The sequence below is a fragment of the Maribacter sp. ACAM166 genome (genome assembly GCF_005771495.1).
GTDB lineage: Bacteria > Bacteroidota > Bacteroidia > Flavobacteriales > Flavobacteriaceae > Maribacter.
The window spans coordinates 62341-88210 of sequence record NZ_VAUW01000012.1 but is presented as its reverse complement, the minus strand read 5'-3'; the positions used below and the strand labels follow the sequence as shown (position 1 = coordinate 88210).

The 25870-nt window shown below is 33.9% G+C and carries 26 protein-coding genes; 16 read left to right on the top strand and 10 right to left on the bottom strand.

The window, feature by feature from the left end; all coding sequences use genetic code 11:
• Window positions 1-12: 12 nt before the first annotated feature.
• Window positions 13-1242 carry an HD domain-containing protein gene (locus ES765_RS10495; protein WP_138113959.1) on the bottom strand — a complete coding sequence of 410 codons (1230 nt, stop codon included), beginning with the start codon at window positions 1240-1242 and terminating at the stop codon, window positions 13-15.
• 86 nt (window positions 1243-1328) lie between these two features.
• Here ES765_RS10495 and ES765_RS10490 point away from each other — a divergent pair, with 86 nt between their 5' ends.
• The 6 genes from ES765_RS10490 (at window position 1329) to ES765_RS10470 (ending at window position 6177) form a co-directional block, all read left to right on the top strand.
• The gene (locus ES765_RS10490) at window positions 1329-2873 is read left to right on the top strand and encodes a PglZ domain-containing protein (protein ID WP_138113957.1); all 1545 of its coding nucleotides are present in this window, start codon (window positions 1329-1331) and stop codon (window positions 2871-2873) included.
• Window positions 2874-2883: 10 nt separating this feature from the next.
• Window positions 2884-3303, top strand: coding sequence for a tRNA (adenosine(37)-N6)-threonylcarbamoyltransferase complex ATPase subunit type 1 TsaE (gene tsaE / locus ES765_RS10485; RefSeq protein ID WP_138113955.1), 420 nt, complete (start codon window positions 2884-2886; stop codon window positions 3301-3303).
• A 218-nt stretch (window positions 3304-3521) separates the two neighbouring features.
• Window positions 3522-3653 carry a hypothetical protein gene (locus ES765_RS22585; RefSeq protein ID WP_262710680.1) on the top strand — a complete coding sequence of 44 codons (132 nt, stop codon included), beginning with the start codon at window positions 3522-3524 and terminating at the stop codon, window positions 3651-3653.
• Window positions 3654-3757: 104 nt separating this feature from the next.
• Window positions 3758-4417: a hypothetical protein gene (locus tag ES765_RS10480; protein ID WP_138113953.1), complete on the top strand. Its 660-nt coding sequence runs from the start codon at window positions 3758-3760 to the stop codon at window positions 4415-4417.
• Between the two features lie 98 nt (window positions 4418-4515).
• Window positions 4516-5715, top strand: a complete 1200-nt coding sequence (locus tag ES765_RS10475) for an alanine dehydrogenase (protein WP_138113951.1) — start codon at window positions 4516-4518, stop codon at window positions 5713-5715.
• A gap of 78 nt (window positions 5716-5793) precedes the next feature.
• Window positions 5794-6177, top strand: coding sequence for a DUF4258 domain-containing protein (locus ES765_RS10470; protein ID WP_138113949.1), 384 nt, complete (start codon window positions 5794-5796; stop codon window positions 6175-6177).
• A 13-nt stretch (window positions 6178-6190) separates the two neighbouring features.
• Here ES765_RS10470 and ES765_RS10465 read toward each other — a convergent pair whose 3' ends face one another.
• Window positions 6191-7357 carry a proline dehydrogenase family protein gene (locus ES765_RS10465; protein ID WP_138113947.1) on the bottom strand — a complete coding sequence of 389 codons (1167 nt, stop codon included), beginning with the start codon at window positions 7355-7357 and terminating at the stop codon, window positions 6191-6193.
• A 117-nt stretch (window positions 7358-7474) separates the two neighbouring features.
• Between ES765_RS10465 and aroB the strand changes: the two genes are divergently transcribed.
• A complete protein-coding gene (gene aroB / locus ES765_RS10460; RefSeq protein WP_138113945.1) occupies window positions 7475-8536 on the top strand; it encodes a 3-dehydroquinate synthase in 1062 nt (353 codons plus the stop codon).
• 110 nt (window positions 8537-8646) lie between these two features.
• Window positions 8647-8976 carry a hypothetical protein gene (locus ES765_RS10455; protein ID WP_138113943.1) on the top strand — a complete coding sequence of 110 codons (330 nt, stop codon included), beginning with the start codon at window positions 8647-8649 and terminating at the stop codon, window positions 8974-8976.
• On the opposite strand, the gene ES765_RS10450 is transcribed toward ES765_RS10455, so the two are convergent.
• The 3 genes from ES765_RS10450 to ES765_RS10440 form a co-directional block, all read right to left on the bottom strand.
• On the bottom strand, window positions 8973-9497 hold the full coding sequence (locus tag ES765_RS10450; protein ID WP_138113941.1) for a DinB family protein: 525 nt from the start codon (window positions 9495-9497) through the stop codon (window positions 8973-8975). The genes ES765_RS10455 and ES765_RS10450 overlap by 4 nt on opposite strands.
• Before the next feature lie 80 nt (window positions 9498-9577).
• Entirely contained in the window at window positions 9578-10057 is a 480-nt protein-coding gene (locus ES765_RS10445; protein WP_027066901.1) for an Lrp/AsnC family transcriptional regulator, read from the bottom strand.
• 115 nt (window positions 10058-10172) lie between these two features.
• A complete protein-coding gene (locus ES765_RS10440) occupies window positions 10173-11282 on the bottom strand; it encodes a M14 metallopeptidase family protein (protein WP_249356319.1) in 1110 nt (369 codons plus the stop codon).
• A gap of 254 nt (window positions 11283-11536) precedes the next feature.
• Here ES765_RS10440 and ES765_RS10435 point away from each other — a divergent pair, with 254 nt between their 5' ends.
• The 4 genes from ES765_RS10435 to ES765_RS10425 all read left to right on the top strand — a co-directional run bounded on the left by ES765_RS10435 (window position 11537) and on the right by ES765_RS10425 (window position 14738).
• The gene (locus ES765_RS10435; RefSeq protein ID WP_138113939.1) at window positions 11537-11899 is read left to right on the top strand and encodes a helix-turn-helix domain-containing protein; all 363 of its coding nucleotides are present in this window, start codon (window positions 11537-11539) and stop codon (window positions 11897-11899) included.
• Between the two features lie 72 nt (window positions 11900-11971).
• Window positions 11972-12349, top strand: coding sequence for a hypothetical protein (locus ES765_RS10430; RefSeq protein ID WP_138113937.1), 378 nt, complete (start codon window positions 11972-11974; stop codon window positions 12347-12349).
• A 209-nt stretch (window positions 12350-12558) separates the two neighbouring features.
• A complete protein-coding gene (locus tag ES765_RS21725) occupies window positions 12559-12717 on the top strand; it encodes a hypothetical protein (protein ID WP_171017280.1) in 159 nt (52 codons plus the stop codon).
• Window positions 12718-13268: 551 nt separating this feature from the next.
• Window positions 13269-14738, top strand: a complete 1470-nt coding sequence (locus ES765_RS10425) for a Gfo/Idh/MocA family protein (RefSeq protein ID WP_138113935.1) — start codon at window positions 13269-13271, stop codon at window positions 14736-14738.
• Between the two features lie 306 nt (window positions 14739-15044).
• Here ES765_RS10425 and ES765_RS10420 read toward each other — a convergent pair whose 3' ends face one another.
• The 4 genes from ES765_RS10420 to ES765_RS10405 all read right to left on the bottom strand — a co-directional run bounded on the left by ES765_RS10420 (window position 15045) and on the right by ES765_RS10405 (window position 21099).
• Entirely contained in the window at window positions 15045-16001 is a 957-nt protein-coding gene (locus ES765_RS10420; RefSeq protein ID WP_138113933.1) for a sterol desaturase family protein, read from the bottom strand.
• Window positions 16002-16110: 109 nt separating this feature from the next.
• A complete protein-coding gene (mscL, locus tag ES765_RS10415; RefSeq protein ID WP_138113931.1) occupies window positions 16111-16539 on the bottom strand; it encodes a large-conductance mechanosensitive channel protein MscL in 429 nt (142 codons plus the stop codon).
• 8 nt (window positions 16540-16547) lie between these two features.
• On the bottom strand, window positions 16548-19211 hold the full coding sequence (locus tag ES765_RS10410; RefSeq protein WP_138113929.1) for a DNA gyrase/topoisomerase IV subunit A: 2664 nt from the start codon (window positions 19209-19211) through the stop codon (window positions 16548-16550).
• 25 nt (window positions 19212-19236) lie between these two features.
• On the bottom strand, window positions 19237-21099 hold the full coding sequence (locus tag ES765_RS10405) for a DNA topoisomerase IV subunit B (RefSeq protein ID WP_138113927.1): 1863 nt from the start codon (window positions 21097-21099) through the stop codon (window positions 19237-19239).
• 240 nt (window positions 21100-21339) lie between these two features.
• On the opposite strand from ES765_RS10405, the gene ES765_RS10400 reads away from it, so the two are divergent.
• On the top strand, window positions 21340-22242 hold the full coding sequence (locus tag ES765_RS10400) for a DnaJ C-terminal domain-containing protein (RefSeq protein ID WP_138113925.1): 903 nt from the start codon (window positions 21340-21342) through the stop codon (window positions 22240-22242).
• A 2-nt stretch (window positions 22243-22244) separates the two neighbouring features.
• The gene (locus tag ES765_RS10395; RefSeq protein ID WP_138113923.1) at window positions 22245-22538 is read left to right on the top strand and encodes a chaperone modulator CbpM; all 294 of its coding nucleotides are present in this window, start codon (window positions 22245-22247) and stop codon (window positions 22536-22538) included.
• Here the strand turns inward: ES765_RS10395 and ychF are convergent.
• A complete protein-coding gene (gene ychF, locus ES765_RS10390; RefSeq protein WP_138113921.1) occupies window positions 22535-23629 on the bottom strand; it encodes a redox-regulated ATPase YchF in 1095 nt (364 codons plus the stop codon). The two genes, ES765_RS10395 and ychF, sit on opposite strands and share 4 nt — an antisense overlap.
• 202 nt (window positions 23630-23831) lie before the next feature.
• Here ychF and ES765_RS10385 point away from each other — a divergent pair, with 202 nt between their 5' ends.
• Together ES765_RS10385 and ES765_RS10380 are read left to right on the top strand one after the other, a co-directional pair.
• The gene (locus tag ES765_RS10385) at window positions 23832-24410 is read left to right on the top strand and encodes an RNA polymerase sigma factor (protein WP_138113919.1); all 579 of its coding nucleotides are present in this window, start codon (window positions 23832-23834) and stop codon (window positions 24408-24410) included.
• A 57-nt stretch (window positions 24411-24467) separates the two neighbouring features.
• Window positions 24468-25481, top strand: a complete 1014-nt coding sequence (locus tag ES765_RS10380; RefSeq protein WP_138113917.1) for a FecR family protein — start codon at window positions 24468-24470, stop codon at window positions 25479-25481.
• Window positions 25482-25870: the final 389 nt, after the last annotated feature.

Sequence of the window (25870 nt, the reverse complement as noted above, 5' to 3'; positions counted from 1 at the left end):
TAAGAAAAATAGTTAAACTGCCACTTTGGGGTAACACATATAATATTTGGTCACCGTTTTAGAAAGTGCATTTAAATTAAGGTGATCAGATAACTTAGCGACATCTGTAATTTTACCATTTTTTCGTAATATATTAATGTTTTGATGTTGCCTATCATAAGCCTTGTTCTTCAATTCCCCCTTAAAAACAAAATAGGAGGTTTGTTCATTGGTTAAGCTATACTGCTGTTTAATTTTATCAAATTTAGCTTGAAATCTACGCTCATTTATAGGCTCTTTTTTAAGCTTGATATGAAGTAATTTCCTATTAATAATCATTTCACAAAGCTCAGAAAGCACAAAATCATCCTCAAATTGCCATTCTTTCAAAGCAGCAAGAATATCAACATCATCTAACTTTGCGAACGTTTCCAAGGTTTCCTTGTCAAAATTGTTATTATTAATTTTATGTGTCAAGAAAAAATGTAAAGGTTTGCTGCAATTTAATGATACTCCCTTTCTTATAAGAAATCGTGCCCTTTTTAAAATACTAATTAATAATTGTTCGGCCACTACCCCGGTTTTATGCAAATAGACCTGCCAATACATAAACCTTCTTGCCATTAAGAATTTTTCAACAGAATATATTCCCTTTTCTTCAACCACAAGATTACCATCAACAACGTTTAGCATGGTTATCAATCGTTCAGCATTGGTGTTTCCTTCAGCCACTCCTGTATAGAAACTGTCTCTTTTTAAATAGTCAAGTCGATCCATATCTAACTGACTTGAAACCAACTGATTCAAGAACTTTTTAGGATGTTTTCCGGTAAAAATGGAAATTGCTTCCGTTAAACTTCCGTTAAATCGCTCATTGAGTTCCTGCATAAACTGAAGCGAAATAAACTCATGACTCACGCCTTCTACGATACTATGTTCCATTGCATGTGAAAAAGGACCGTGTCCTATATCATGCAAAAGTATCGCACCCAATAAGCCATCTTCTTCAGTTTGAGTGAACTCAACTCCTTTAAAACTAAGCACTTGAATAGACCTCTGCATTAAATACATACACCCTAATGCATGATGAAAACGAGTATGATGTGCACCTGGATAAACCAAATATGACAATCCCATTTGAGAAATTCTACGTAATCTTTGAAAATATGGATCAGCAATTAGGTCGAATATGAGCGTGTTGGGAATTCTAATAAATCCGTAAATTGGATCATTAAAGATTTTCAATTTGTTTGGTGTCTTCAAGATAGATTTGTCTTTTCTGAAATTAACATTTCAAAGTTATACAAAAGCATCACATAGCATTTGATAATCGTCAAATTAATGAATCAATGAACAAGATAAAAATATTATGGGTAGACGATGAAATCGATTTACTAAAGCCTCATATTCTTTTTTTAGAAGCAAAAAATTATCAGGTCATCACCTGTCAAAGCGGTCAGGAGGCGCTAGAAGAATTAGCCGAAAATAGAGTAGATATTGTTTTCTTAGATGAAAATATGCCCGGTATTTCAGGTTTAGAGACCCTTTCTGAAATAAAGATTATTGATAGTTCTATACCTGTAGTAATGATTACGAAAAGTGAAGAAGAATTTATAATGGAAGAAGCTATTGGTTCAAAAATAGCTGATTATCTTATAAAGCCTGTCAATCCAAATCAAATTTTACTTTCCCTTAAAAAGAATTTAGACCACTCTAGATTGATTTCTGAAAAAACAACCAGTAATTATCAACAGGAATTCAGAAAAATAGCAATGGACCTTTCTATGGTGAATACATACCAAGAATGGGCTGACTTATATAAGAAGTTGATTTACTGGGAATTGCAGTTAGAAGAGATCGAAGATAGTGGTATGTTCGAAATACTGGAATCTCAAAAGATTGAAGCTAATCAGCAATTTGGAAAATTTGTAGAGCGCAACTATACAGACTGGTTCACCGATGCAGATGCCCCAGTAATGTCACATACCCTATTTAAAGAGTGGATTATACCCGAAATTAAAAACCAAAAGACGCTATTACTTGTTGTAGATAATTTACGATATGACCAGTGGTATGCATTTGAAGACACGGTTAATTCCTTTTATAAAAAGAAAAAAGAAAATTCTTACTATAGTATTCTACCTACAGCTACCCAGTACGCACGTAACGCTATATTTTCGGGGTTAACACCATTGGATATGGAAAAAAAATATCCAGACTGGTGGAAAAATGATACCGATGAAGGAGGTAAAAATTTATTCGAAAACAAATTTTTAGGCGAGCAATTAAAGCGAAACGGGCTTGATTTAAAGTGGGAGTACCACAAAATCAGTAGCCTAAAACAAGGCAAACACTTAAGTCAAAATTTCAAATCACAAAAGGATAACGACCTAACAGTAATCGTATATAATTTTGTGGATATGCTCTCCCATTCAAAAACAGAAATGGAAGTTATAAAAGAGTTGGCCTCTAATGACAAATCGTATCGGTCATTAACGACAAGTTGGTTTAAAAATTCACCCATGTTAGAAATAATTCAGCAAGCACAAGTACTGGGTATGAAACTAATTATTACAACAGACCATGGCACCATTAATGTAAAATCACCGTCAAAGGTTGTAGGTGACCGTGAGACAAGTTTGAACTTAAGGTATAAAACAGGTCGAAGTCTTACACATGAAAAAAATGACGTTTTAGCAATAAAAAACCCTAAATCTATTTATTTGCCCAGTATTAACATGAGTAGTTCGTACATTTTTGCTAAAAATGATTTCTTTTTTGCCTATCCAAATAACTACAATCATTATGTAAATTATTATAGAAATACATATCAACATGGTGGCGTTTCTTTAGAGGAAATGATTATACCATTTGTAGTTTTAGAACCTAAATAAATTAAATTTTATGGAATTTATTTATAGAGAAAATGGACTGCAAAAAATTGCAAACCAAATAATTCAATATTCTAAAAGTAAGGTTATCGCATTTTACGCTCCCATGGGAGCTGGAAAAACAACGTTAATAAAAGCACTTGTTAAAGAATTGGGCGGTACTGATAATGTAAGTAGCCCAACATTCGGACTTGTAAATGAATATGCATTAGAAAATGGGGAACTACTTGGCTATCATTTTGATTTTTATCGATTAAATGATGAAATAGAAGCTATGGACATGGGGCTAGACGACTATCTAAATACAAATGAATGGGTTTTTATGGAATGGCCGGAGAAAATACCCAATTTAGTTCCTCAAGATGCGCAGATAGTCAAAATTGAGATAGTAGATGAGAAAACGAGAAAGTTAATACTGGTCAACAATTTTTAAATTTTTGGTTTTTAAAGCAACGTAAGACTACATGTTTATTTTCCATCGTTTAAGATGATATTTTATTGTATTTTTTCGATGAAAAACATATGAATCGACAAAACGTTCATTTTTTCGGTTAAAGTGTATAATTTTAACGTTTAATCACATTTTATTTGTATAATATTTATTACGTTTGCAATAGAACAAATAAATGTTTAACCAAAAATCCCTTGAAAATGAAGAACAAAAGAACTTTTCTTGCCTCTTTGGCATTAGGTGTATTTCTTTTAGCTATGGCTGCTCCAATTATCAATCTTGATAATCAGGACATAAATGTTGACAAAAGAAAATTGGATAGAAGGATTTAATTTAAATTTTTCTATTAAAGATTAAAGAGCAATTTTATTGCTCTTTTTTTATTTATAATAATTTACTTAAAACTTCGTTAGCATATAGTAATTCTATACTGCAAATGATAAATAAAGTAAAAAAAAAGAAGGCCAAAAAAAAGATTTTTCTTGAATCTTTACTTGTGTTTTTTATAGCTATTTCCCCTTTTTTATACAAGGTATATGATTATCTGCCTTACGAATCTAATGGAGATGTATCCATTTTAGGGTTAACTATGGGTAATAATGGCTTTGCTGATACTCAAACTTACTTGTGGTTTCTTACAAGTAAAATAGTTCCTCTTTATTTGCTCATTTTTTGGTTTTTAACATCTAGAGATTGGTGGTATCACATTATCATCATTCCAATTGCAATGTTTGCATTTCAATTATTCGAGGTCTTTTTTGATTCCGATTCCTATCTCGACACTGACAATATTTGGTGGTTGATTCCTATCTGTATGATAACTATCCCATTTGTGTATTTTATTAGACTAACCTTATACGATAAGCATGTTCATGGTATTGATTTGGAAGCAATAGATGCAGAACTTGAAGAGCTGAAGCAAAAAGATTTTGATAATAAGCATACATCGCTCGATAAATCAATTGACATTGAAGACGAAATTGAAATGAAATCAATGTCTGAAGAATTAAACACAAAAATGTCAACCGGAAATATAGAGACTATTTTAAAAGGCTTGCAAGAGCGTATTCAAGGTTGGTTACATTTTAAGTTTTAAAACTAGTGTTCACTACACGTGTCAAGTAGAAATTCATTTCTTTAAAAATTGTACATTTGAGTTTCAAATCTCTGATTTGAATAATGTATATATTATCTATGAGCCAACCCACTTCACCATTTAGTAAACAACAACTACTTCCGCAAGAAGAAACTTTAGAGATTTTTAGACATAAGGGGGAATTACATATCGGAATTCCTAAGGAAAATCAAAACCAAGAAAAGCGAATTTGCCTAACACCAGATGCTGTAAATGCAATTACATCTAATGGGCATCGTGTTTTAATAGAATCGGGCGCTGGTGAAGGAGCTCATTATTCAGATTTAGATTACACCAAAGCAGGTGGAGAAATCACAAGGGATACAAAAAAAGTTTTTGCCTGTCCCCTTATTTTGAAAGTAGAGCCTCCTACGCTATCAGAAATAGGATTTATTAATCCGCAGACCGTTATTATTTCAGCGCTTCAAATTAAAACTCAATACAAAGAATATTTTGAGGAACTAGCAAGAAAACGAATCACTGCTATAGCTTTTGAATATATACGAGATGAAGAAGGAAAATATCCTGCGGTACGATCACTAAGTGAAATAGCGGGAATATCTTCTGTTTTGATTGCTGCAGAATTAATGGCAGCCAATAATAATGGTAACGGACTAATGTTTGGTAACATTAGCGGCGTGCCTCCGGTAGAAGTTGTTATTATAGGAGCTGGTACGGTTGGTGAATTTGCAGCCAGATCAGCAATTGGTATCGGGGCAAACGTAAAGGTTTTTGACAACTCAATAACAAAACTTCGAAATATTCAGACTAATCTTAAGCAAACTGTTTACACATCAACAATACAACCCAAAAATTTATTAAAAGCCTTAAAACGCTGTGACGTTGCCATAGGTGCGACCAGAGGAAAAGATAGATCACCTGTTGTTGTTTCAAGTACAATGGTTGAACATATGAAAAAAGGCGCGGTAATTATCGATGTAAGTATCGATACGGGTGGCTGTTTTGAAACCAGCGAAATTACTAATCATAATAAACCTACAAGGGAAAAGTATGGCGTCATTCATTATGGTGTTCCTAATATTCCATCTAGATATCCAAAAACTGCTTCAGTATCCATCAGTAATATTTTCACCCCTTATTTATTGAAAATCGGAGAAGATGGCGGATTAGAAAATTCTCTTCGTTTTGATAAAGGATTACGCAATGGCCTGTATATGTACCATGGCATCCTTACCAATAAATCTGTTGGAGAATGGTTTGATCTACAATATAGCGACATCAATTTTTTAATTTTTTAGAATACTGAAAGCATTCCTTTTCCTATCCTTTTAAAAGGCATAATTTTGCGATCTCTTTTAACACGTTAAAGAACTAAAATGGATTTTCTTAAAAGGTTGGGATTTTATTTGATAGGTATGTCTATAGGCATTGTTTTTCTAACCATGTTCTTGAAAAAGAAGTCTCAAGAAGCAGGAGTGTATTTTTGCTATCTTCCTAATTGCCGAACATTAAAGGATATTCGTTCCAAATCCATGCATTATAGTGAAGAGGTAAAACTGAAATTGGTACAATATCAATTAGACTCTTTAGATGTAACATATATACTCACCGAAGGTGATGTCGATTTCAGTAACAGTAATACCAAAACTGTTCCATGTAAGACTTATATCGTAGCGTCTAAATTAAAGGAAAGAGAATGGAAATTCACTGTGAAAAACTGCATTAATAAAGCTACTATTCAACAAATCGAAGTTCAATAGAACCGTTATTAATTTACATTTTTCTTCGCTTGCGCTCTTTTTTTAATAGTGTTAGTTCTCTACTTGTCTGGCCCGCTACAGAAGTATTCTCGTCTGCCCTTCGTATCAAATAAGGCATAACATCTCTTACCGGACCGAAAGGCAGGTATTTTGCAACGTTATAACCATGCGCTGCCAAATTAAAGGAGATATGGTCACTCATTCCGTATAATTGACCAAACCATATAAAATCATAGTTTTTGGGAAGACCCTTTTCTTCCATTAGCTCCATTAACGTATAACAGCTTTCTTCGTTATGGGTTCCGGAAAAAATAGATATCGTATCGAGGTGATTAACCATATAAGCAATAGTGGCATTAAAATTATCATCGGTCTCTTTTTTACTTTTACAGATTGGAGTAGGATAATTTTTCTCTTCAGCTCGTTCGTTTTCTTTTTCCATGTAAGCACCCCTAACCACTTTCATGCCAACTCTAAAACCATCAATTTTAGCTCGTTCGTTCAATGATTTCAAGTATGGTAAACGGTCCCAACGATAGGTCTGTAATGTATTAAATACGATAGTTTTATTTTTATTGTATTTCCGCATCATGGTTTCCACAAGTTCATCTGCAGCATCCTGCATCCAACTCTCTTCCCCATCTATTAATAAGGATACTTCAAGATCATGGGCTTTTTTACAAACTTTATCATACCTATTTACTATTCGTTGCCATTCCGCCTCTTCCTCTTTAGTAAGTTTCTTTCTCTCACCCATTTTTTGATACAATGCAAAACGACCAAACCCAGTGGGCTTAAATACTGCAAAAGGAATTGAATCCTTTTCTTTTACGAAATCCAAAATTTTCAGAATCATATCAGTTGCTGTATCAAATGGATGTTCTTCGTCCTGTCCTTCTACTGAATAATCTAAAACGGAACTTACCCCCTTTTCCCACAAACTGTCTACTACAGGAAGACAGTCTTCTTCGCTTATTCCTCCACAAAAATGGTCAAATACTGTAGACTTGATTAAGCTTTCAACCGGTAAATGTGCTTTTAAAGCAAAATTGGTGATGGCTGAACCCATTTTAACCAAGGGTTCATTGGAAATCATTTTAAACAGAAAGTAGGCTCTTTCTAATTCAGAGTCCGATTTAAGGGCAAAAGCTGTTGCCGTGTTTTCAAAGATTTGATTCATTTTATATTTTTTCAATAACAATCAAATATAATCACAGAATTTATATTACTAAGATTAAAAATAACCTTTATTTTGTGTTTCAATAGAATTAAATAATAAGCTAAACACTACTCTTATATGGAATCCATAATTTCAGATTCTTACGCAGTACATTTTAACGAAAAAGCGTTTCAAGCTCTTAACACCCATTTAGCAGAAAAAGCATATTCTATACTATTCATTTTAGTGGATGAGAATACACATGAATTTTGCCTACCGCAGTTTATGGCTGAAATAAATGGTGATTATCAGTTTGAAATCATTGAAATAGAATCGGGTGAGATTAATAAAAATATAGAAACCTGTGTTGGTGTTTGGGAAGCATTATCAGAATTAGGTGCTGACAGAAAAAGTATTCTTATCAATCTTGGGGGCGGTGTATTAACTGACTTAGGTGGTTTTGTGGCTTCTACTTTTAAAAGAGGAATTGATTTTATTAATGTTCCTACTACCCTACTCGCTATGGTCGATGCCTCTGTTGGCGGAAAAAATGGGATAGATTTAGGTTCTTTAAAAAATCAAGTAGGTGTCATCAACCAACCAGTTATGGTATTGGTTATACCAGACTTTCTCGACACCTTAGATAATAGACAAGTCAGAAGTGGATTTGCAGAAATGCTTAAGCACGGCCTCATTCAAAATCTTTCGTATTGGGAATCTCTTAAAGGAGTTGAAAATTTGGATGATATGAAGAGCCATATTCTCACTTCTATTCAAATAAAGAATAAGGTTGTTTTACAAGATCCTACAGAACAGAATATTAGAAAAATATTGAACTATGGGCATACATTGGGGCATGCTATAGAATCTTATTTTTTAGAAAATAATTCAAAAGAAACGTTACTACACGGAGAGGCCATTGCAATAGGTATGATTCTAGAAGGGTATCTATCCCATAAATTATTAGGTCTTAATTTAATTTCATTAGAGGATATAAAGGATACTTTTCTAAATAAATATGATACGATTGAATTTTTAGATGACGATATTGAGAACATTCTGAAGCTAATGAAATATGACAAAAAAAATTCTCATGGTAAAGTAAATTTTGTGTTATTAAAATCTATCGGAACTCCAGAAGTAGATATTGAAATTCCCCTAAAATTATTCAAAGAAGCATTCGCTTACTACAAAGATTAAAAAGTTCATATACCTAAAACAGCACTTTCACAACACTATACATTTAATTGCTGGTATTATTACTAGATTAGATTAAAGAAATCATACAACCCTCTTAACCTAAATTAGTTATGACCAGACGACTTATTGATTACCGCAAATTAAACCACAGTCTAGCAGCCCTTTTAATAGAAACGTATCCTTACGGATATGGAGATGAAGATATCATCACCTTCAAAAATACACAAGGCGATAAGGTAGAGGCTGTTCAATTAAGAACTGAAGACACGCTTTACCTAGTTAAAATAAGTAAAAGTCTTTCAAATTTTATTGCAAATTTTGAAGAAAACTTAGAAAAAGAATTAGAACCGAAAACGCCGGAAGAAGTCATGCAATCTGAAGATATGACCAATGCACTCTATCTAAATTTCGAAAGAGAGTCAGAAACTGAATTAGATTAATTATTTAAATAGCGCTCATTTAAAATAATTTCATGGTGTTTTTGGTGACCGCTTATGGCAAGCCCAATTGCAGCAACAGACCACGGCATACCGCTAGCTGTACCAAATCGTTTTAACCTTACCTCTGTCATTCCTCTGAACAAATTAATTGAAGAATCACGAACTGAAAGGTATTCATTTAAAATCTCCTTTTTCGTACGTTCATTACTGTCGCTTTCAATTATATAATCATCTTGTTCAAAACCTGGCAAAGGCGTTTTATCATTTCTAGAAATTCTGAAGGCACGGTGTTGAAATATTCTTTCAGTATCAATTAAATGCACCAGTACTTCAGCTATAGTCCATTTTCCTTCTCCATAACTGAATCCTAACTGTTCTTCGGTTAAGTTCTTTATAAAAGCTTGAAACCATACTCTACCATTTAGTAAAGCAGCCATTAAATCTTCGTTCTCGTCAAGAGCATTAAGGTAGGTTCCATAAAAATAATTAAATTCTTTCTCCTGTAAATCTGTAATTCTCATATAATCAAGTATGTAATTAAGAATCAAAAAAGCCCAATTACAACATAATTGGGCTCTGTCGAGTTAGTTGAAAAACTAAATTATAATTCGTTGAATATGGTGTGCATTAAACGCTTCTTGTCATTAAAACTTTCTTCTAATGAAATCATCGTTTCCGTTCTGCTAATACCATCAATATCATCTATTTTGAAAATAATATTCTTGGCATGTGTCGTATCCTTCGCTCGTATTTTACAGAAGATATTGAACTTTCCAGTGGTTATATGTGCAATTGTAACATTAGGGATTTGGTTTAAGCGCTCGAGCACAAATTTAGTTTGGTGTGTTTTTTCTAAAAAAATACCAACATATGCTATAAATGCATATCCCAGTTTCACATAATCCAATGTTAGTGAAGAACCTTTAATAATTCCAGCCTCTTCCATTTTCTTTACCCTTACATGAACAGTACCTGCAGATATAAGAAGTTTTTTAGCGATATCGGTAAATGGAGTTCTGGTGTTATCTATTAACATATCCAGAATTTGGTGATCTATTTCGTCTAATTTGACTTTACCCATTGTAATATTTTTTTGGCAAAAATAAATAATAATCACATTAAATTCATTAAAACTCCATTTGTTTTAATAAAAATGTAAACATTTTTACATTTTCTAAGAAATAAGGCAATGAAAATCAATATAGTAGTGCTAATATTTCATTTTCTTTAAGCCAATTCATATCTATACTATTATCGCAATTGAGCATTTTATGTCCGAAAATATCTAATGGCATCGCATCGAAATTTAGAATTTCCGGACTAAAAACAACCTTTCCATCTTTAAATACTTCCTTATAATGGATATAAATAATCTGATTAGAACTCAGACTAGGTTTTAACTTATGTGAATTTTTAACTAGAATATCCACATATTGCTTTCCATTTTCTGGAATTGATAAATAATCATTAACAGTATAATCATCTAAAGAATCTGAAATAATGGTTTCTATACCTTTTAATAAAGCATGAAAAATCAATTCTCGTGTCTTTTCCCTTTCATAATCTTCTTTATAATGACCAGCTTCAAATAATAGTGTTGGAGTTTCTCTCATTTGAAACGCATCTCCAACGCAATTAGAATTAAATCCGTCATCGTATCTACCTACCTGATTAGGTATTAACTTTTGTAATTTACTGTTCATAGCAGCAATTAACTGCATGCTGATCTTACGTGAGGGAGAGCTATTCCTTTCCATATCAAAGGCAGGCGCTAAAAACGATACAGTTGCAGGTTTATTGGTTGTACCAACATTAAAAATAGTACGTTGATCATGAAGATTAAAACAAAAATCGGGCTTAAACTCTTCAAATTCCTTTTTAAGTATACGACTTTCTGGTTGAGTCAAATCTTGTGCATCTCTATTAAGATCAACTTTATTAGCATTTATCCGAGTATAGCCTCTTGCTCCATCAGGATTTAATATAGGAATAATTTTTAACGTACATGATGTAGCTATTTCAGTTATATCATGGTTATCCTCTTTCAAGTAGTTCAATAAATCCAACACCGCTTTTGTAGTAGTAGATTCGTTACCGTGCATCTGCGACCACATTAAAATACGTTTTGGACCAAAACCATATGTGATGCTTTTTATTGCTTCACCACGAACTGATGTTCCAATATTCTCAACACTAAACATTGGTGGGAGACTCGAAATAAATACTTTTAGATGATCATATGTTACATACCTGCCTTGTATTTCTGATACATGTATTTTACTGTAATCAATCTCTTCTTGCATCATAGCTACTTAATAAACAACAAAAATACTACAGCTCTTGTTTACAATTGTAACTATTTAAATATAATTAAGCGCACCTATTTAGCTGAAAATGTTTACAATATTAATTTTAATATATAAAAACAATTTATTATTATATAAATCAGGTATTTAAGTAATATTACATAAACTAATAGTTTAATGTATTAGCATGTATTTGAGTCTTTTATAGAATTGCAATTGTTAGGTTCGGTATATAATATATTACCTTTGTAAACATGCTAGATACAACTGCATTCCTTAAAAGGTTAAAATTAATTTTAACCCATCATGAACTTTCCTCTGCCGCTTTTGCAGATTTAATTCACGTACAGAGGTCAAGTATTTCGCATTTACTCAATGGTAGAAACAAACCTAGCTTAGAGTTTATAATGAAGATTCATGAAGCATTTCCAGAAGCTGACTTGCAATGGTTACTTTATGATAAAGGAACTTTCCCTAACGTGACTTCAGAAAATAAGCTCAACTCATTCACTAAAAATAAAGCTGCGCCATTATCAAAAGCACCTTCTCAAAAGGCTATTGAGCGCGTAGTTATTTTTTATACTGATGGCACGTATAAGAATTATATTGAGCAATAATATTGCTTTCGATATCAAACTATTCTATGTTTTTTCTCAATACGTCCCTCCTATTTTCTTTATTTTTACATCATGATAAAAAAAATATTTACCTCCTTAATTACATGCTTACTTTTTTATTCGTGTTATGAACCCGAACGAAACTGCCAAGATTATAAAACAGGTACTTTCAAATTCAACTATGAGCTCGATGGCGTTGAAAAAGAAGGTAAGTTTACCAGAAATGATAATTATAGTATAGATTATTATGAGAATAAAGTGGATAGCGCCACTGTTCGTTGGTATAATGATTGTGAGTTTGTCTTGCAGGATATAAATAGCAAAACTGCAATTCAGTATAAAATAATAAGCACAACCGATTCAACATACACATTTCAATACAAGAGTGCCGTAAAAGACCCAAATAAAGAACTAACTGTAAAAACAGGAACCGCTTTTAAAATAGATTGACCATGTTTGAAGTTTTGGCAAATGTTTAACACGATTTGTTGACCTTGACCTTTCTAAAGATTATACTAGGAATTGACGACAGTTTACTTATTTCAATTGCTGGTTGAAAATTAGAGTCAAATCAACGAAAAAAATCTACTAATCTTGGGTTCGATTTAGCGATGGTCATGCGTATCGTTTTGTTTTTTGGAATATCCCTGTTTACATCAATGAAAAAGCCCTTCTGGATTTTTAGTAGTGATGAACAAGCGGAGACATTAGTGGCTAAGGGAATAGTCTTGTTTTTAAGAGACGTATTTCCACTTTATAAGCGCACCAAAGAAATTCATAAAAAAGTTGCGGACAAGGGGCGTAATAGAGAGAGGTGAAAAAGTTACCTCTACCTCTTCAACTAACACTACTCTTCATACAACAATTATTAGCACCACTTTCTTATTCTACTGCGACTTAGGCGATAAAAATGACTAACTGTATTTCACCTAACCCTAACGAAGACCTATTATCAATGATTGTAGCTGTTGTAATCTCCATCGTAATAATGATGCTTTTTGCAATATCGGTTGGAGAATTTGTCAATAAACACCCATCGACTCAAATTTTAAGATAGACCTTTTTAGTCTTTATTAGCTTCATTCCTATTGCAGAGTCGGCACGTATATGTCACTAAATCGTATTTGGAAACCAAGTCAATACCCCATCTAAAAGGTATTTATAATTCTCTATTGCATTTTCTATAATGGTCTAATTCTTTGACCTTCGAATGAAGAAAAACAAGGATCACTCTACTCCAATAGAGAATTAAAAAAACCATAACTAACTAATAATCAATACACCAAGAGTGCAGTTGTTTTTCGATTGTATTTTTGAGGTCTTTTGTCTACCTTGGTTTAACCATATTAAACTAAAATCAAGGCCAATTATGAAAAATTCCAATAAAGATAAAACAGTCGGCATTAACCGTCGTGATTTCGTCAAAAAGACAGCTTTAGCATCCTCCGTGTTTATAGTACCGAGACACGTTTTGGGAGGACCTGGCTTTCTTGCGCCTAGCGACCGACTAAATATTGCTGCCATTGGCGCTGGTGGCAAAGGTATTAGTGATATTAAAAACGCATCTGTTATGGGTAGGGAGCGTGTAGCTGCATTATGTGATGTTGATTTTTCTGGATCAGCAGCTGAAAGTGTCAAAAACTTTCCCAAGGCTAAATTATATGATGATTTTAGGGTGATGTTGGATAAGAAAAAAAATATTGACGCAGTGACTATTTCTACACCGGATCACGTTCATGGACCGGCAGCGAAATGGGCCATGGAGCGCGGAATTCATGTCTACGTACAAAAACCGATGACCCACAACATAAAAGAAGCTCGTGCATTGACGCAAATGGCTCGAACAAATAGCATAGTGAGTCAGATGGGTAACCAAGGTGGTTCCAATCCGCTTTTAGGTGTCGTTCAGCGTTGGATTGATGAAGATAAAATCGGTGCAGTATCCAAAGTTCAAGTTTGGACAAATAGACCTGTTTGGCCGCAAGGGATTGAAATGCCAAAACCAGACGCAAGTCTTAAACCAGATAGTCTAAATTGGGATTTATGGCTAGGACCTGCAACAGAGCGTCCTTTTGTTCCCAACCTTCACCCCTTCAATTGGAGAGGCTGGTGGGATTTTGGAACGGGAGCTTTAGGGGATGTTGGCTGTCATTTAATAGATATTCCATTTAGGACACTAAATCTTAAATACCCTACCGATGCAGAATGTAGTGTAGCTTCGGTATTTACTAAAATGTGGACTCCCGATTATTACCCAGAGGGATGTCCTCCATCTTCATTTATCACGTTACATTTTGCGGCAACGGACAAAACAAAATCACCTATAGAGATGACTTGGAGTGATGGCGGTATACGCCCGTCACATCCAGATATTATTCCTGCAAATGATGACATAGGAGGTAATGACAGTGCTAATGGAGTATTGATAATAGGCGAAAAAGGAATTATTTCAACTAACATCAATGACAGCTCTCCGTTAATGCCAAAATTATATTTAAATGACGGGACTACGGAGTTCGGACCAGAAGTGGAAGAAAATTTAGAACCAGAATATGGCCACCAAAGAAAATGGGTAGATGCTTGTAAGGCCGGTTTCGGAAGTCCTGAGCATTTAGGACTTACATCATCTTTTGATTACGCAGGACCCATGACAGAAACTGTACTCATGGGTAATCTAGCTATTAGAAGCTACATGCTTCAAAAGGAAAACTCAGAAGGAGCTATGAAATTCTTTGCCCGTAAAAAACTATTATGGGATGGTGAGAATATGAGAATTACGAATATGGAAGAAGCCAATCAATTTGTTGGAAGAACCTATAGAAAAGGTTGGGAGGTTTAACAGCGCCCTCTTTTAATTCTAGGAAGATAAACTGCTGCGCATGAAGAACAACAGTAATTTTGAGTGTGAGCTCTAGTACGTATATTCATCCGAGGCACAAGGCATCCCTTTTGCTGTAACATTTGGTTTGCTCTACCAAGTTTCGTCGATTTGTACTAAGTACAAAAGTTGATAGAATTTTGTAACAGACATTTTTGGATATCCACTACTGATTTAATATCTATTTTAAAGATAATTTATTGAGATTTTCTTTAAAAAAAAATCCTGCGGGCTAGCCCGCAGGATTTTTTACACTAATTATCAGTTTTAATTTGGCCGATTAAAGGCAACATCTGGATTTGCCTCTTTTTGCTCCTTAAACAAACGTTGCTGCTGCTTTACAGTCATGGTGCTACCATCATGACTCCACCCCGGACGTCCAAATATGTACTTTAATTTGTGGCTTATTTTCTTTGATTTTTTGACATCGGCCCAAATATCCTTGAATTCATGCGTTAATATTACGATAGGATTATTTGAATCAGGAGCATGAATAACACCGAATTTAACTTCAATTTCTTCATCGTACTCTTTCCAAGTACCAAATATTTTATCAAAGAAGTTTAAAAAGCCACCATGGTTCTTATCCAAATATTCAACATTTTGGGCATGATGTACTTGATGCATTGTATGTGTATTGAATACTTTCTCGATAATTCCCATTTTAGGAACATATTTCGAATGTAATTGAAATTGCCAAAAAGATTCGATAGCTAAGCACACGACTACCATTTCTACCGGAAAACCAATAATAGGCATCCAAACATAGAAAAAGGGTTTATATAGTAGTGTAAACCAACCATTACGAATTGCAGTTCCAAGGTTAAAATTGTCAGAAGAATGATGCACTATATGTGCTGCCCAAAGAATTCGAACTTCATGATTTGCTCTGTGAAACCAGTAATAGGTAAAGTCATCGGCCAGTTGACATAGCAACCAAATATACCATGCGTACCCAAATGATTTATACCCCATTATGTTTGTTCTGACACCATTAATCTCAGGGTTGAAAAATTCATAGGCATATTCAAATAGAACAACTAATAGCACCACTTTAAGCAAGGGGCCAATAATAGCTGAGCCAATTCCCATTACGCTACTAGCGGCAAAATCTTTCCAATCATAAAGATCATCATCTCCATGAGTTTTACTATAGGTTAATTCCAATAAAATAAAGGCGATAAAAGCGGGCGCACCGTATACCAGAGGGTTGGTAAAATCCATTAATTAAAAATTTAGGTAAAGATAGTTATAAAAGCATTTATTCTAAAAGTTGTCTAATCTTAACTTTCTATTTATGGATAAGACAAATTAATAGTTAAACAGATAAATTTTATTTCCTGTTTTTAAGAATCTTATTCTGCTCTTTTAGCAATTTCTCCATGCTAGAAAGCAATGCAATATTTTTTGGTGTTTCTACTTCTTTATTTTCAGGATCTTCAGCTTTTTCTTTAAATCGATTTATAAATTTCACTACAATGAATATGGTTAATGCGATTATACAAAAATCTACTAAAGACTCAATCAATTCTCCATAACCAACAGCAACTTCTTCTACATTATCAATAGCCTTGCGAAGAATCCATTTTTTATTGGCCAAGTTTACATCATCTGTCAATAATGAAAGTGGAGGCATTATAATCTTGGATACCAAAGTACTTACCACATTGTTAAAGGCAGTACCTATAATGATACCTATGGCCAAATCAATCATATTGCCTTTTATGGCAAAATTTTTAAACTCTTGAAAAAAATTCTTCATAATAAAATCTAGTCGAATAACGTTTTAGGATCATCTGTTGGTTCATCATTCTCTGTATCAGAAATACCGTTCTTCTTATTAGGCTCTATAGATTCTTCATCTACGACCTCAATATCTTCTGTTTTTTCTGGAACAATGGGCTCAAAAGGCAAAGGCTCAAGAATATTGATGTTTTTTATTTTTTCGGTGATGAGTTGATTACCTAAAGCTTTTATTCCTTTAATTGATATAAAATTCTCTAAATCAACAGTTTCACTTTCTCTAGGCTCTTTACCTCTTGGCTTAGGGAATTCTATTTCTATTAATGGTCGCCAATCGGTCGCTACGAGTTCTAAATACGATTTTGGATGCTCTGAAATAAATAACTCTTCTTTATTTTCGCTTTCAACAAGAAATCTTTTAACATAATAACGCTCCTTTTCACCTTCCCAATAAATGGCAGAAATGGGTTTCTCTGGCATCCATTTCTCAAGAACTATCATATCATCATCAAAATGCGATGTCAATACCGGAAGAAATGTTTTAGCAACTCCCTTTTGAGATATCACCAGTAATAAATCATCACCCCTAAACTCGCCCAAAAGCTCCCCTCTTCCATCAACATTGAGCCTACGAACTACATCATCGAACCAAATTTTTCTCGGCTTTAGGGTTGATACCCCCTTCTCTTTAAGTTCTATTCTTTTTACAGAGTACTTCGTAACAAGATTCCCCTTAGATGATCGTCCTTTGATTAATACATCAGAAAAATCAATATCCCATTTCAATTTTTTGACACTGCCTACTTGACGCAGCAATACGGTGATGACTTCAGCCTCTCCATTAGCATTGGCAGAAAAATACAATACTTGCGAATTAGAATTGCCGTTAGTTAAATCATAAATCCTATCTCTCGTAACGCTAGTTACGTTAAACCTTTTAATAAATGTAGGCCCACCTTTACCGTCCTTATAAATTAAATTATACGTGGTTCTTTTATCCTTTTTCTTGAATACGGCAACGTGTATAATGCCTTTACCTACAAAAATCTTGGAGTCAACCTTAGAGACCATAATTTTACCATCATTGGTGATAACGATTATATCATCAATGTCACTGCAGTCCGTTACATATTCATCCTTCTTAAGAGAGGTGCCTACAAATCCCTCTTCTCTATTGACATAGAGTTTCGTGTTTCTTATGGCCACTTTAGTAGCTTCAATATCATCAAATATTCTAATTTCAGTAAGACGCCCTCTATCCTTTCCGTAGGTTTCCTTAAGTCTTTTAAAATAATCAATTGCGAATTCTATTAAATGATCTAGATGATTTTTCACTTCGGCTATACGCTCCTGAAGACTTTCTAAATGTTGCTGCGCCTTATCCAAATCAAATTTTGATATTCTTTTGATTCGAATTTCAGTTAGCCTAACAATATCATCTTCGGTAACAGCACGTTTTAAATGTTTGGTAAATGGAGCTAGGCCTTTGTCGATAGCCTTAATAACACCCTCCCAAGTCTCTTCTTCTTCAATATCACGGTAAATACGATTCTCAATAAAGATTCGCTCCAATGAAGCAAAATGCCACTGTTCTTCTAGTTCGCTTAACTGTATTTCAAGCTCCTTCTTCAATAGCTCTACTGTAGAATCAGTTGACCTTTGAAGCATATCGGTTACGCCAATAAACAAAGGTTTATTGTCTTCAATTATACAGCCTAAAGGTGAAATCGAGGACTCACAAGCCGTAAAAGCATAAAGAGCATCAATAGTTCTATCTGGAGAAATACCAGCTGGCAGATGTACTAAAATCTCAACATCGGCAGCCGTGTTATCCTCTATTTTTTTAATTTTAATTTTGCCTTTCTCATTGGCTTTCAAAATAGAATCAATTAAAGAACCAGTATTGGTTCCATAAGGTATCTCACTAATAACCAACGTGTTCTTATCTAACTGAGCTATTTTAGCACGAACTCTTATTTTACCTCCTCGTAATCCTTCATTATAATTTGTAACGTCAATTATACCCGCCGTAGGGAAATCTGGAAATAGTTTAAATCGTTGTCCTTTTAAATGTTTAATGGAAGCATCTATAACCTCAATAAAATTATGTGGAAGTATTTTTGTTGAAAGACCTACTGCAATTCCTTCCGCACCTTGAGCGAGTAATAACGGAAACTTCACAGGGAGATTTACCGGCTCTTTCTTTCTACCATCATAAGATGATTGCCATTCGGTTATTTTAGGGCTGAAAATTACTTCTAGAGCAAATTTCGATAGCCTAGCTTCAATATACCTTGAGGCAGCAGCCCTATCTCCTGTCAAAATATTACCCCAGTTACCTTGGGTATCAATTAATAGGTCTTTCTGCCCTATTTGCACCATCGCATCTGCAATACTGGCATCCCCATGGGGATGGTACTGCATGGTATGACCAACAACGTTGGCAACCTTGTTATACCTACCGTCATCCAATTCTTTAAGAGAATGCATGATTCTGCGCTGTACAGGTTTAAAACCGTCTTCAATAGCGGGTACGGCTCGCTCTAGTATAACATATGAAGCGTAATCTAAGAACCATTCTTTATACATACCCGACACCCTGGTCAAAGCTTCAGATGAGTCTGTATTTACACTGTTCTCTTCAGAAATATTATCGTTGTTCTTATCGTTAAAATCGTCATTTTCTTCCATTAAGAAGCAATCGTATTTACTTAGTTTATAATTCTTTATCCTTAGCTATATCAACTTCCACTTTAAGGTTATTAATAATAAATTTCTGCCTATCTGGGGTGTTTTTTCCCATATAAAAACTTAATAGTTCTTCAATAGACATTGCCTTGTCTAACATTATGGGTTCTAATCTAATATCATCACCAATAAAATGTCTGAATTCATCTGGTGAAATTTCCCCTAATCCTTTAAAACGTGTTATCTCTGGTTTACCCGTTAATTTGTTTAGGGCGTTTTGTCGCTCTTCATCACTATAACAATAAATGGTCTCCTTTTTATTACGCACCCTAAATAAGGGTGTTTGTAGAATGTAAAGATGATTTTCCTTTATCAGTTCTGGGAAAAATTGCAAAAAGAAGGTGATTAATAATAATCTAATATGCATACCATCAACATCTGCATCAGTCGCTATAATTATATTATTATATCTTAAATCTTCAATAGATTCCTCGATTCTCAATGCCGCCTGTAAGAGGTTGAATTCCTCATTTTCATAAACAATTTTCTTTGACATGCCGTACGAATTCAAGGGCTTTCCTTTTAAACTAAAAACCGCTTGAGTATTCACGTCTCTTGATTTCGTAATGGATCCCGAAGCAGAATCACCCTCAGTAATAAAAAGTGAACTTTCTAATCTACGGTCATGCTTCATATCGCTAAAGTGAACTCTGCAATCTCGAAGCTTTTTATTATGAAGACTTGCTTTTTTTGCTCTATCTTTTGCTAGCTTACGAATACCCGAAAGTTCCTTTCGCTCCTTCTCGGCCATCATAATTTTTCGCTGTAACTTATCTGCTGTATCAGTATTCTTATGAAGGTAATTATCTAAATATTTACCAATAAAATCATTGATATAGGTTCGTACTGTCGGGAAATTACCACCCATATCCGTTGAACCTAATTTCGTCTTTGTCTGGCTTTCAAAAATTGGCTCCATGACCTTTAAAGCAATCGCCGAAATGATTGACTTCCTAATATCTGAAGCTTCATAATTTTTACCATAAAAATCACGAATTGTTTTAACGATTGCCTCCCTAAAAGCAGCTTGATGAGTTCCACCATGTGTCGTGTGCTGCCCATTCACAAAAGAGTGATATTCTTCGCTATATTGTGTTTTGCTATGCGTAATAGCAATCTCAATATCCTCTCCTTTTAGATGAATAACAGGATACAGCATGTCATCCATATTATTATTATCCTCAAGAAGATCTTTTAATCCATTTTCAGAATAAAATTTCTCACCATTAAAAACAATAGTAAGACCACGATTAAGATATACGTAGTTTTTGAGCATGCGTTCTACATACTCATTTCTATATTTATAATTTTTAAAGATGGCTTCATCTGGAATAAAAGTCACCTTTGTACCCTTTCTTTTAGTAGTTTCCTCCGGACCTATTTCATTTTCTAAATTTCCAGAACTGAACTGAGCCGTTTTCATCTTATTGTCACGTGACGATTGAACTTCAAAAAAACTGGATAATGCATTAACCGCTTTAGAACCTACGCCGTTCAAACCAACAGACTTCTTAAAAGCCCGACTATCATACTTACCACCGGTATTCATTTTAGAAACTACATCGACTACCTTACCTAATGGGATACCACGACCATAATCCCTAACCTTGACTACTTTATCTTTTATAGAAATTTCAATGGTCTTTCCTGAGCCCATTACAAACTCATCAATACAGTTATCGATAACTTCTTTTAATAGAATATAGATACCATCATCTGCAGATGAGCCATCTCCCAATTTACCAATATACATACCTGGTCGTAATCGAATATGTTCTTTCCAATCAAGCGAACGTATATTATCTTCAGTGTATTGAGCGTCTTGGGACATTAAATAAAGATTTATGAAAGTGAGGCTAAAGATAGTACCACTCGCTAAAAAATAAAACCCTTGTCTGTTAAAGTAATTAACAATGAAAACTCCATAATTGTTGATAGCAGTTATTAATTTTCAATAACTGCTATCAAAACACCAACATAATTTTACAGGTTAAGTAATCGTAAAATACCTGCTAATGTCATAGGAAACAATTCTACCTTTTTATATCTTTCACCTAGAATATGAATACTTATGGAGTTTATTGATTATTATAAAATTCTTGAAATAAATAATAAGGCTTCTCAAGCCGAAATTAAAAAAGCCTACCGCAAATTAGCACGAAAACTACACCCAGATTTAAACCCGAACGATAAAACTGCCCAACATAAATTTCAACAAATCAATGAAGCCAATGAAGTATTGAGCGATCCTGATAAACGAAAGAAATATGATCAGTATGGAAAAGATTGGGAACACGCCGATTCATTTGAACAAGCAAAAAGAAATCAACGTAGTTCTACAGGAAGCAGAAGATCCGGTAATGGTGGCTCTGGCAATTATAGTAACGAGGATTTCTCAGATTTTTTTGAATCAATGTTCGGGGGCGCAGGCTATGGCGGCGGCGGCGGAAGAAGGTCTACACAATTTAAGGGTCAGGATTTGAATGCCACCCTAAAACTTAATATTCTGGATGTTTTGGAGGACCAGAAACAGACGTTAGACTTAGGTAAAAAGAAAATTAGAATTACCATACCTGCTGGAGTTGAAGATGGCCAAACTATAAAAATAGCTGGCTACGGAGGTGAGGGTGTAAATGGTGGGCCTAAAGGAGATTTATACCTCACATTTGAGATTAATAACACAACAGCATTTCAACGTGTTGGGAATGATTTATATAAAAATCAGGCAATTACTTTATATGATTCTATTTTAGGAGGTGAAATAGAGGTAGAAACCTTGACAGGAAAAGTAAAGCTCAAGGTAAAACCAGAAACCCAAAATGACACAAAAGTAAAATTAAAAGGAAAAGGAATGCCCGTTTACAAGCGTAAAAGCAATCATGGAGACCTTTACATTACCTATAAAATTGAGATGCCTAAGAACCTAACCTCAGAGGAAAGGAAGCTCTATCAGCAACTTAAAAAATTAAGATAATTATGCAAGCAGATAACTTTGTATTAATCGATCATTATTGTGAGTATACACAAACCCCTGTGGATTTCATCTACTCCTTACAAGAATATGGACTCATAGAAATAAAACAAATAGAAAGTAACATATACGTTGAATCTCATACTATTGTAGAAATTGAACGTATTGGTAGATTACAGAATGAACTGGGCATTAACTTAGAGGGGGTTGACGCTTTAAATCACTTGACACAAAAACTTAATCAACTTGAACATGAATTAAAGCTTGTAAAGAACAGACTTAAAATATATGAGCCCTAAACGTTAAAACGGAAATGCATCACATCTCCATCCTTAACAACATACTCTTTACCCTCAACTTTCATTTTGCCGGCTTCCTTCACTTTTGCCTCACTCCCGTAATTTACATAATCAGCATAAGAGATTACCTCTGCCCGTATAAATCCTTTTTCAAAATCGGTATGGATTACACCAGCAGCTTGAGGCGCAGTAGCGCCTACAGGAATAGTCCAAGCACGCACCTCTTTTACACCAGCTGTGAAATATGTTTCAAGCGCTAATAATTTATATGCTCCACGAATTAATTTTGCAGAACCGGGTTCTTCTAAACCTAAATCTTCTAAAAACATCTTACGCTCATCATAAGTTTCCAATTCGGTAATATCCGCTTCCGTCCCAACTGCAAGAAAAATAACTTCAGCATTCTCTCCTGCAACAGCTGCCTTGACCTTTTCAACATATTCATTTCCAGTCGATGCGGCATCTTCATCAACATTACAAACATACATCACGGGCTTGTCGGTAATAAATTGTAGCGGTGTTACAAATTCTGCCCTAGACTCGCTATCGAACTTAATCGCTCGAACTGAAACACCGGCTTCTAATCCGCTTTTAATTGCCAATAATACCGCTTCTTCTTTTTGAGCTTCTTTATTACCCGTTCTGGCCGCTCTCTTTACTTTCTCTAGTTTCTTATCTACTGTTTCTAAATCTTTTAATTGAAGCTCCATATCTATAGTCTCCTTATCACGAATTGGATCAATACTACCATCTACATGAATAATATTATCATCATCAAAGCAACGTAATACATGTAAGATTGCATCTGTTTCACGAATATTACCCAAAAATTGATTCCCTAATCCTTCCCCTTTACTGGCACCTTTGACAAGACCTGCAATATCAACTATTTCAACAGTTGCAGGCAATACTCTTTCTGGGTTTACTAATTCTTCCAGTTTTTCTAATCGTGCATCGGGTACACTTACAACACCTATATTAGGTTCAATGGTGCAAAATGGAAAATTCGCACTTTGCGCTTTAGCATTAGACAAACAATTAAAAAGTGTTGATTTCCCAACATTTGGCAATCCTACAATACCTGCTTTCATAATTAAAAATATTTCAAGGGTGCAAATATAGTTTTTACTAATGCATTTTGCCTTCAATTTTCGCTCTAAACTTTATACAAAAAATCGCGCATAATTTTAGTGTTATTTGCAAATATTTTAGACGAAGGATGAGTAAATTTCTAGTATTTAACATTTTTTAAGAATAATTTTGATACTTTATCCACAGAATCTATAAAATTAGATGGATCTTCACTCTGACGAGACACTTTGGTATTTTTTTAAAAAAGGAGAAACTAGCGCCTTTACCCTCCTCTATAAAAAATTCTATCCGCAATTACATGTTTATGGAATTAAAATAAGTAATGCACCGCATCTAACGGAAGATTGTCTTCAGAATTTTTTCATTCAACTTTACGAGGAGAGGAAAAAGCCAAGAGTCATAAAGAATCTAAAAGCGTATCTATTTGTTTCTTTTAAAAGAAGGCTAATTAAAGAGTTGCAAAAAAATCATAATAACATTCCAATTTCAGAAGCGCAATTTTTCAAATCTAATTTCACATTTTCTTCAGAAGAACTCTCAATACATCAAGAGATACGATTTCTAAGCACCCAGACCTTAAAAAACTTAATCAACCAATTATCTCCAAGGCAAAAAGAGGTTATTTATTTGAAGTACTACAGTGATATGAATAGTACTGATATCGCAGAAGTAATGGATATGAACTACCAAAGTGTTTTAAATACGCTACAAAAGGCAATGACAAAACTACGAATAGCCTCTGAAAATCAGCAAATTAAATCTATATTGAAAAAAAGTTGAAAATAGTAGGGTATATTTTTAAGAATTAAACCTCTTATCAATGGAACACCTTACTAAATGATCAACAAGAGTAAATTCAACTTACAGTATTTCTTAGATGATACCTCATTTGAAAATTGGGCCAAAAGTCTAAATAAAAATGATATCGCATACTGGAACAATTGGTTGCAAAATAATCCGCAACACATTGAAACAGCAGAAAGCGCTAAAGCCATTATAATAGGAATAAATTTTGAGAAGCAATTTCCGAAAATTGATAAGGTTAACGAAGAACTTGCTAAAATTCTACCTAAAATAGGTCTAGAACCTACCCCAAAGAAAGCGAGCAAAAAATCAAGAGCTTCGCATAAAGTAGTCTATTTTTCAACTGCTGCAGTACTACTAATTTTAATGAGTTGGACAAGTTTATCACTATTCAACAATCATAACACTACAGTTCATAAAACAAATTTCGGTGAAATTATTGACCTTAAATTATCTGATGGAACTTCTGTTGTACTAAACGGAAATTCAGAAATATCCTACAATAAAGATAATCCCCGTTTATTAAATTTAAAAGGAGAAGCTTATTTCATAGTTAAATCTATACCTAGTACTAATGCAAAATTCTGGGTGATAACCAATGACCTAAAAGTAGAAGTTTTAGGAACACAGTTTCATGTGAATACCAGAGAAAAGAAAACCAATGTAGTTTTAGATGAAGGTTCAATCCATTTAGAGCTCAACAATGGAGATGTAACCAAAATGATTCCAGGAGAGTTAGTCTCCTATTCCAAAGAAAGCGAAAATTTGATTCACAAAAAAGTTACCCTTGAAACCCCATATGCCCTTTGGAGAGGTGGTACGTATGTATTTAATGAAATTCCATTGAAAGAAGTCATGTTCAATTTAGAATTAACCTATGGTGTTGAAGTGAAATATTCATCTGAACATTTAAAAGAAATACCAATTTCTGGGGGTATACCAAATCAAAATTTGAAGATATGTATAGCGGCTATTGAAAAGGCTACTGGAACTAGAATTATTAACAAAGGAAATATTTTACAAGTACAAAAGGACCCTATTAATTAACTAAACTATATACTTATGAACACTAACAAATTAATGAGAATGCTGCTTGCGGCACTACTTTTTTCAAGTAGTATGAGCATAAAAGCATCAAATGAGCTTAAAAAAGAGGTTACTCTTAGTGAGTTTTTAAATGAAATCAGTGCAAAACACGAAGTGTTTTTCACCTACAATCCAACCCTGCTGGCAACTACCAGTTTAAATCCAGAGGAATATGAATTCCCTGTTTTGGATAGAATTATCAATAAATTGGAACGTAAAACTAGTTTCAATTTTGAATACCTCGGAAATAAATATTATGTTATTCACCATAAGAAGCCAGATAGAGTTAAAGTATTAAGAGTAAATTCTTTTAATACTGGTTTATCCGCTCTAACTTTAAATACCGTTAT